10 protein-coding genes are annotated in these 8,901 nt (G+C 34.6%); 3 read left to right on the forward strand and 7 right to left on the reverse strand.

What is annotated here, in order from left to right; translation table 11 throughout:
- Positions 1-90 precede the first annotated feature (90 nt).
- The 5 genes from V7014_RS01970 to V7014_RS01990 all read right to left on the reverse strand — a co-directional run bounded on the left by V7014_RS01970 (position 91) and on the right by V7014_RS01990 (position 3,992).
- Positions 91-1,083 (reverse strand): class I SAM-dependent methyltransferase, encoded by a 993-nt coding sequence (locus V7014_RS01970; RefSeq protein ID WP_335503626.1) that lies wholly within the window; start codon positions 1,081-1,083, stop codon positions 91-93.
- A 170-nt stretch (positions 1,084-1,253) separates the two neighbouring features.
- Positions 1,254-1,754, reverse strand: a complete 501-nt coding sequence (tpx, locus tag V7014_RS01975; RefSeq protein ID WP_335503629.1) for a thiol peroxidase — start codon at positions 1,752-1,754, stop codon at positions 1,254-1,256.
- 115 nt (positions 1,755-1,869) lie between these two features.
- A complete protein-coding gene (ytfJ, locus tag V7014_RS01980; protein WP_335503632.1) occupies positions 1,870-2,337 on the reverse strand; it encodes a GerW family sporulation protein in 468 nt (155 codons plus the stop codon).
- Positions 2,338-2,351: 14 nt separating this feature from the next.
- Positions 2,352-3,035: a DUF2953 domain-containing protein gene (locus V7014_RS01985; RefSeq protein WP_335503635.1), complete on the reverse strand. Its 684-nt coding sequence runs from the start codon at positions 3,033-3,035 to the stop codon at positions 2,352-2,354.
- 138 nt (positions 3,036-3,173) lie between these two features.
- Positions 3,174-3,992, reverse strand: a complete 819-nt coding sequence (locus tag V7014_RS01990) for a Cof-type HAD-IIB family hydrolase (RefSeq protein ID WP_335503638.1) — start codon at positions 3,990-3,992, stop codon at positions 3,174-3,176.
- A gap of 229 nt (positions 3,993-4,221) precedes the next feature.
- Here V7014_RS01990 and V7014_RS01995 point away from each other — a divergent pair, with 229 nt between their 5' ends.
- On the forward strand, positions 4,222-5,043 hold the full coding sequence (locus V7014_RS01995; protein ID WP_438824851.1) for a transketolase: 822 nt from the start codon (positions 4,222-4,224) through the stop codon (positions 5,041-5,043).
- On the forward strand, positions 5,043-5,975 hold the full coding sequence (locus tag V7014_RS02000; protein ID WP_335503643.1) for a transketolase family protein: 933 nt from the start codon (positions 5,043-5,045) through the stop codon (positions 5,973-5,975). The genes V7014_RS01995 and V7014_RS02000 overlap by 1 nt, the downstream gene beginning before the upstream one ends.
- 240 nt (positions 5,976-6,215) lie before the next feature.
- Here V7014_RS02000 and V7014_RS02005 read toward each other — a convergent pair whose 3' ends face one another.
- Positions 6,216-6,785 carry an RDD family protein gene (locus V7014_RS02005; protein WP_335503646.1) on the reverse strand — a complete coding sequence of 190 codons (570 nt, stop codon included), beginning with the start codon at positions 6,783-6,785 and terminating at the stop codon, positions 6,216-6,218.
- Between the two features lie 13 nt (positions 6,786-6,798).
- A complete protein-coding gene (sppA, locus tag V7014_RS02010) occupies positions 6,799-7,815 on the reverse strand; it encodes a signal peptide peptidase SppA (RefSeq protein WP_335503649.1) in 1,017 nt (338 codons plus the stop codon).
- Between the two features lie 121 nt (positions 7,816-7,936).
- Here sppA and V7014_RS02015 point away from each other — a divergent pair, with 121 nt between their 5' ends.
- Positions 7,937-8,737 (forward strand): NAD kinase, encoded by an 801-nt coding sequence (locus tag V7014_RS02015; RefSeq protein WP_335503652.1) that lies wholly within the window; start codon positions 7,937-7,939, stop codon positions 8,735-8,737.
- Positions 8,738-8,901: the final 164 nt, after the last annotated feature.

The following is an 8,901-nucleotide window of genomic DNA, read 5'->3' on the forward strand; positions in this document are numbered from 1 at the left end:
AACTATATAACCAAAAGAAAAAAGTCTCAATTTGCTTTAATTCTCAAAGCAAATTGAGACTCCCTATCTCAAAGTAATTAATATAAGAAATTAATTGCCCTTTTCTGTTTTAAACCATTCATCCATTTGTTTAAGTATATTTTGCATAGCACTAGCATCAGACATTTTCGGAAGTTGCACAAGTAATGCATTCTTCGGTGCTTTCAAATCGTCATTTTTCTTTTGAACAAGTAAAATGCTTTTTGCTGCCGCTTCATTTTTAAATAAAGACAATGGTAGAGCAATAAGGCCCTGAATATGTGTATGTTTCTTCAAAAAGCTCTGTAATAATGTTGCTTGTGAAGATTCAAAGATGCTGTTAGGAATGATAAATATTCCGTAACCTCCGGCTTTCAAATGATGAACACTTTGCTCGATAAATAAGTGATGAGCATATGTGTGTTCTTCCTCAGCTTTTACTTCAAAATCATTAGCTCTTACATCATCTGGATAATAGCCCACTGGTAAGTCACTTACAACGATATCCACAGGATCAATTAATAGTGGCTTAATACTATCTCCGTTATATAATTCCACTGGACATTGAACTAAGTTTGCTCCACTGTATGCTAGCTTAACGAGAGTATCATCCACATCGCAACCAATACTTTCAATTATCTCTTTATCAAATTGCTGTAAAATCGTAAATAGTAAATTTCCTGTTCCTACTGCAGGATCAAACAATCTGAATTGTTCTTTTCCTTCTGAACATTTACGCACTAGGTAGCTTACGAATAAACCAATTGAATCTGGTGTCATTTGATGATTCGATTGAGTATTCTGCTTCATTCCTTTTAAGATAGCTAATTGAAATGCTTTACGAATTGTTTCACCATCAAATGATTTAAATGAAATTGTATCATATTGCTTAAGAAGACGCTTCTTGGTCATTTCACTTAAGTCTTCTTGTAGTATAGAATTATGAAAAATATTTTCAGCTGTTTCAGCAAGTGCTTCTAAATACGTACAGTCACATTCTTCTTCAATTATGACCGCTGTTTGGTCTAATAATTGAAAAGCCTTTTCGATATTTTCGAATTTCAAACAAAAAACCTCCGTTCTTTACCTTTCTTATTGTAACGAAAAAGCACATTATACGTAAAGGAGTGTCAACATTAATTGAACAAATCAAAAGAAAAGCTGATTCACTCGTCTTGTTGTACATAAGACAGAATGAATCAGCTGATCATCTAAATCCAATTAGTAGTAAAAAATTACTTAGCTTCTTTAGCAGCCTTCACTGCTGCTTCATAGTCTGGGTGATTAGTTGCTTCACTTACATATTCTACATAAACAACTGTATCATTGCTGTCGATAACGAAAACTGCACGTGCTAATAATCGAAGCTCTTCAATTGCTACACCGTAATTTTTTCCAAATGATAAATCTCTATGGTCAGAAAGTGTTTCAACATTCTTAATACCAGCAGCAGCACACCAACGATTTTGCGCAAATGGTAAATCAACACTTACAGTTAAAATTTTCACATTATCTAGATTGCTTGCTTCTTCATTGAATCTTCTTGTTTGTGCATCACAAACTCCTGTATCAATAGAAGGTACAACACTTATAATTTTAACTTGTCCTTGATAGTCTGACAAAGTAGCTTGCGAAAGGTCATTACGTAACACTGAAAAATCTGGAGCTTTATCTCCTACTTTTACTTCATTTCCAAGCAATGTAACTGGATTATTCTTAAAAGTAATATTAGCCATTCTTTAATCTCCCCTTTTTACAACATATGTACAGTGTTATCATATGCTTTTTTTGAAGTTTTTTCAATTACTAACGTACCCTAAATTTAGTACAGTAAAACATTAAGAGCAAAATCTATTCTAAATCATGTTTTGGTTGATTTTGTTGATTTTTTGCTTTCTGTTCTGATGGATTGTCTTTCTTAGACATTAATCCTTGAATTTTTTCAATAGCAGCTGGTGCTAAATCGAGAATCTTATCTAGCAAATGTGTGTTTTCATCTAGGTGCAGTATTTTCACTCCGCTAGAATTGACAATAAGAAATGCGATTGGAGTAATGGATACACCTCCACCACTACCTCCACCAAAAGGAAGGTTAGACTGTCCTGAATTCCCGCCACTGTTACCAGATTGACTTCCACCACTCTCGGCAGCAAATTCACTACCACCTGCAGCAAAACCAAAACCAACTTTTGAAACAGTCAAAATAACACTACCGTCAGGAGTTTCAACTGGGTCTCCAATGATTGTGTTTACATCGATCATTTCTTTTAAATTTTCCATTGCTGCACTCATAAGTCCTTGAATTGGATGTTCTGACATACTATTTCCTCCTGCTAAACTGATTTATTTTGATTGTTATGTTTTTGAAAAGTAGAAGATTTCAAGTGTAATTTGCCACCTCTCCAATGACGAACAAGCTTAAAGGCTGTTAAAATAGCATAGCCCATTCGAACTGATAATATACAACGAAAATCCGTAACAGAAAGACTTCTATTAAAATGTGGTGTAACTTGATATGAAGGTTGACATTGCACCGATAAATATTTATAAACGAACGCCTGTGCAATCCCTTTTGCTCCCCATATTGCACCGATAATCTTTCCCGTAAGAGCTGCATCTTTTGTTCCAATAGCACTTTGCCATTGAAATTGTTGGACACCCACTTTTTCAAGAAATTTCTTTGCGATAGGATATGTATCTTTAATATGCGCAATTATTTCTCTTGTATCATCAATACTGTTCAAGATATCTTGAATTGTTATTCTCTTCTTTTGCTTTTCTGTATTAGTATTGCTTTCTGTGCTCTCTTTAATAACAACCGAGGAAGAATCTTTTTTCACTTTAATAACAGGTACATCTATCTTCTTTGAAATAATGCCAAACAGTGCCTTTATAATTATTTTTAGCTGATCATTATCATTACCGTGATAATAATGAATGCGAATTTTAATTTTTGAAAAGAGTATGCATATAACCAAAAAAATAAGTAATAGAACAATCAACAAAAAAATCTTCATACGATGTCACCCTTTCAAGGTTTCATTCTAGTCATCGCACAAAGAAATTAAACACTAACGATTCATCTAAAAAGCAAAAAATATTTCAATCAATCATAAAAAAATCCCGAAAATAGTTTTCGGGATTTATCATACTATCTATTTATTTAACACAAAACGGTCAATTGCTTTTGCAACACCACAATTCATATTTGTATCTGTAACAAAGTCTGCTTGTGTTTGTATTGCTTCTGGAGCGTTCCCCATCGCAATTCCTAAGCCAGCAAATTTGATCATCGATAAATCATTTTCATTGTCGCCAATACAAATTACTTCATCTGGTTGAACTTGTAACATTTCACTTAATTGCTTAACGGCAAAGCCTTTAGACGTTCCTAACGGCATTGCTTCAAAGTTATTTAGATGTGAACTAACCACTTCTAGTTTTTTAAATTGCTTTAATTCTGCTTTTGCTTTAGCAACTGCTTCAAGGTCGTCAGAAAAGAGAAGACATTTCATAATATGATCTTGATGACAATGTAACGCATCTTGCAAAGAGCATTCATCGAAAAACTTCATCTGATTCTCTTCTGGTAAAGAAGCGCTAATTGTCTTTTCAGCTTGTTGTTCATCTATCTTTCGGTTCGAAATAACCATATCATAACCTTTAAAATGTGCAGTTAAATTATATTTCGTAGCTAATTCATATATGACAGCAATTTCTTCGGAGTTCAGTGACTTCTTATATTCTATTTCCCCGATTTTAAAGTATGTTCCGTTCGTACCTATTACTGAAATGCTTTCCCCTAAGTATTTCTTGAAATAACTCGCTATATTATAAGGTCTCCCTGTTACTAACGCGATATGAACACCTTTTGAAATGGCTTCTTTTAACGCTCTAATATTATCCTCTGGAATAGAAAACTTCTTGTCCAAAAGTGTACCATCCATATCAATGCAAACTAATTTATATTTCATTTTCTTCCTCCAACTGATTATTTCATTCAAACTAAAGGCAACTTCATATTTAATATACTACCATACAAAAACCAATAACAAATTCTAAATATGAAGCCGATTCCAACTTACAAATTCCAACTTTACAAAAAAATTAAATAACTGGAATAAATTATCACTTCACTAACACCCGATAAACTTCTATGCTTATCACGTAACGGTTATCTATATAATTTTAGGAGGATTCATGTTGAATAACTTCAATCTATTAGAACAAAAAGCAACAAATGCGAGAAAAAACATCGTTCGTATGGTTACACAAGCAGGTTCAGGTCACCCAGGCGGTTCTCTATCTGCTGTAGAAATCTTAACTTCACTATACTTCGAAGAAATGAATATTACTGAAGAGAATGTAACAGATCTTAATCGAGATAAATTCGTTCTTTCAAAAGGTCACGCTACACCAGTGCTTTATTCAGTACTACATGAAAAAGGCTTCATCCCCGCTGAAGATCTTACTACATTTAGACAAGTTAACTCTAAACTACAAGGACATCCAAACATGAATTACATTGAAGCTGTAGATATGTCAACAGGATCATTAGGTCAAGGTATCTCTACTGCTGTTGGTATGGCCCTTTCTAATAAAATTCATGAAACAACAAATCGCGTATACACATTAGTTGGTGATGGCGAATTAGAAGAAGGTCAAGTATGGGAAGCTGCTATGTGTGCGGCACATTATAAACTTGATAATCTTGTAGCAATTGTTGATTTTAATGGTTTACAAATCGATGGCGACATCACTCAAGTTATGAATCCATGCCCAATCGATAAAAAATTCGAAGCTTTCGGCTGGAACGTAGTTGTAGTTGACGGACATAATTACCAAGAACTTTTTAATGCATACAAAAATGCTCGTGAAACCAAGGGTCAACCAACAGCAATTATCGCTAAGACTGTTAAAGGCAAAGGTGTATCCTTCATGGAAAACAACTATGAATGGCATGGTGCAGCTCCATCTGCTGAACAATGTGAATTAGCGATCAAGGAATTAGGAGGCAATGAATAATGAGTAAGATTGCAACAAGAGAAGCGTACGGTAAAGCATTAGCAAATTTAGTACAAGAAAAAGAAAATATCATTGTATTAGATGCGGACCTTTCTAAATCAACAAAAACGGGTGATGCTCAAAAAGTGCGTCCAGACCACCATTTTAACATGGGAATCGCTGAAGGAAACATGATGTCTACAGCTGCTGGACTTGCTGCATGTGGAAACACTGTATTTGCTAGTACTTTCGCAATGTTTGCCGCTGGTAGAGCCTTTGAGCAAATCAGAAACTCTATTTGCTATCCTAAATTAAATGTTAAAGTATGTGCAACGCATGCTGGCGTTACAGTAGGTGAAGACGGTGCATCACACCAATCAGTTGAAGATTTAGCACTTATGAGAAGTATCCCAAACATGACTGTTATCTCTCCATGTGATGCGGTAGAAACAGAAGCAGTTATTAAAGCTGTAGCTGAATATAATGGTCCTTGCTATGTTCGCCTTGGCCGCTTAGCTGTTGAACAAGTAAATAACAAAGACAGCTACGAATTCAAAATCGGAAAAGGTATTGTGCTTGAAAAAGGTCAAAACATCACTGTAATTGCAACAGGCTTTATGGTTCAACAAGCACTTAGAGCTAATGAAATGCTTAAAGCTGAAGGAATTAATGTAACTGTTGTTAACATGCCTACAATTAAGCCTATTGATAAAGACTTAATTATCGAGCTTGCTAAAGAAAGCAGTCTTATCGTGACTTGTGAAGAGCATAATATTATCGGTGGATTAGGATCTGCAGTAAGTGAAGTACTAAGCCAATATCACCCAACTAAAGTAGCAATGGTTGGTATTAATGATACATTCGGTGAAAGCGGTAAACCACTTGACCTAGTAGAGAAATATGGTTTAACACCTGAAAGAATTGTTGACGCTGTAAAATCAAATATGCAATAAAGTGAAACTTTAATAGGTGGGGTTTTTGTCCATACCCCACCTATTATTAGTTGGACCAATCGGGTTCTTACAGGCACTTAATCTCCCACTTAAACGTCTTCGCTTTTACTTTCGTTTTGAAGTGGGCGTCTTAGCGCCAGTTAGAACGGGATAAATGATATATGTAGCGAATTTGCTAATAAACAAGAAAAAACCGATAAAGTTATCGGTTTTTTCTTGTATTAAAGTTACCTTATTTACTCATCTTCTATTCTCTAATACTACTGTTGTATCCGCAAATAAATCATGCAACCCCTGCTTCTTAGGTAGAATCCCTACAAGAGCGTATGTAATCCACACTGTCTTACTAATAAATCGTCCAATAAATTCTCGGAATACAATTGTGCTCCACGTTAACGAATCTTGCTTTAAACTTACTACCTTTAAACCAAACACCATTTTCCCAAGTGTTTGTTTAAAGAATTTAGTCATAAGTACAAAATATAAGAAAAATACAAGTACATAACCAATTGTATAAGGAGAAAACATTTCAATACCACTATATGGAGAAACATCTAGTGCCTTTAATGTTGGTTTAACAATCATTCTGTTAATACTGCTAATGACTATTAAATCCAACACATAAGCCCAGAAACGCATCCAAAACCCCGCAAAATGGAATTCAACTGCATCCTTTGTAACATTTTGAAGAGCTTCCTTCGATTGAGTTTCCTCGATATACTGTTCTACTTTCTGCTCTGAAAGTTGTTCATTTTGTATTTCTATATTGTCTTTTTTCACTTCAGATTGTTGATCTTTTTGATCTGTCATCTTTTCTCCCCCCCTATTCTGCGTACAAGTACATTAATCTAGGAGAATTTGGTTGTGAAACAACCTTCATAATACTTGAAAGGTCTAATTTATCTCCAAGTAATTTTTGTGAAGTCATTGAGAATAACGATCCAAATCCTGTTTCATCTGTGTAACGAACAACTAACGCATCTTCATCTTTAATTTCTTTTTTCATTGCATCTGTAACATCTTCTAGGTATCCAAAATCATCAATTAAACCAATTTCTTTAGCTTGACGACCATTGTAAATTCTTCCGTCAGCAATTTTTCTAACTTCAACTTCAGACATACCTCTACCTTCAGCGATAATTCGAACAAACTCATTATACGAACTATCGATCATATTTTGCATGATTTTTCTTTCTTCAGCCGTCATCTCACGGGTTCCAGACATGATATCTTTGTATGGACCGCTCTTAATTGTAACTGTTTCTATTCCGACTTTTTCAGCCAATTTTTCATAGTTAATGCCTTGCATAATAACACCTAGAGAACCTGTCATTGTTTCAGGATTTGCATATATTTTATCAGCAGGTGCTGAAATATAATAACCTCCTGATGCAGCTGTAGCTCCCATTGATACATATACTGGTTTATCCGTTTCTTTTTTCAACTCTTGAATTTTATCATAAATCTCTGCGCTTTCAACAACGCCCCCACCTGGTGAGTTAACTCGGATAACAACACCGGCAACAGTATCGTCTTCCTTAACCATTTCTAACTTATTCATAAATGCTCGATGATTATAACCGACAGTCCCAAATAACGAAGTAGCATTAGAAGAATCCGTAATAACGCCTTCTACATCCAAAACAGCAATTTTATTTAATGAATCCCCCTCTTCAATTACTTCCTCAACGAATCCTGCACCAGCCATTGAAAAGAAATCATCAAAAGCGTTTAAATCCTCATCGCTGCTAAACAGGGCCCATGATGCAAAACTTGTAAATATCGAAAAAATAAATAGCCCAGCTGCGATCCCTAAAGCAGCCCATCTCTTTCCATTCATAAATGTATTTCCTCCTTTTTATTGCTTCGTATTTATATACGAATAAAATTTCAAAAAGCTTCAATAAAATGTTAAGATATAAATAAAATTAACTAAAATACATACTTCAAGGAGTGAAACTATGACAAACCGTCGAAATATTTTCTTTTATCACAACAATAGCCCTAAATTGAATGAAGTAATGAACTCACTTTACGATTTAGCAAGAAAATACGACTTCAACATCGTTGAGGATAGTAAAGATGCTACCATTATTACAAGTGTTGGAGACGATGGTACATTTCTTCAAGCTGTAAGAAAGACAGGTTTCAGAGACGATTGTTTATATGCAGGTGTTTCAACTTCGGAAAAACTTAATATGTATTGTGATTTTTCTATCGTAGATCTAGATAAAATTATAGAAGCCATTTCTAATAAACAAATTGAAGTCCGTAAATATCCAACAATTGAAGCTTCATTGGACAACCATACACCGTTTATGTGCTTAAATGAATTAAGCATACGCTCTTCCATTATTAAAGCATTTGTATTAGATGTTTTTATTGATGATTTCCATTTCGAAACATTCCATGGAGATGGAATGATCATTTCAACACCTACTGGTAGTACGGCTTACAATAAATCAATAAATGGTGCAGTAGTTGATCCAAAACTTCCTTGTTATCAAGTAAGTGAACTTGCTTCCATAAATAATAACACATATAGAACATTGGGCTCTCCTTTTATTCTAAGCGGTGAGCATACACTAACGCTTCGCATCGGTGATACACGTAATGGTTATCCGATTGTTGGAATGGATAATGAAGCTCTTAGCATATCGAACGTTGAAAAAGTTCATGTGAAATTAGGAAGTAAAGTTATTAAAACGGTAAAACTTAAGGATAATTCCTTCTGGCAGAAAGTACAAAGAACCTTTTTATAGTGTATGTATACCCTAGTTTTATATACTAAACACCCATCATTCCATGCAATCAAATTTAGCTGGTATTAAGAAGACTCCCTTAAACGCATCGGTTTTAGAGACGTTTAAGGGAGTCTTAGTGCTTTTATAAAGTGAAACTTTAATCTGTGGGGGTTCGTCCATCC

Origin of the sequence: Bacillus sp. JJ722 (genome assembly GCF_036963345.1) — a bacterium.
Classification (GTDB): Bacteria; Bacillota; Bacilli; order Bacillales; family DSM-1321; genus Bacillus_AD.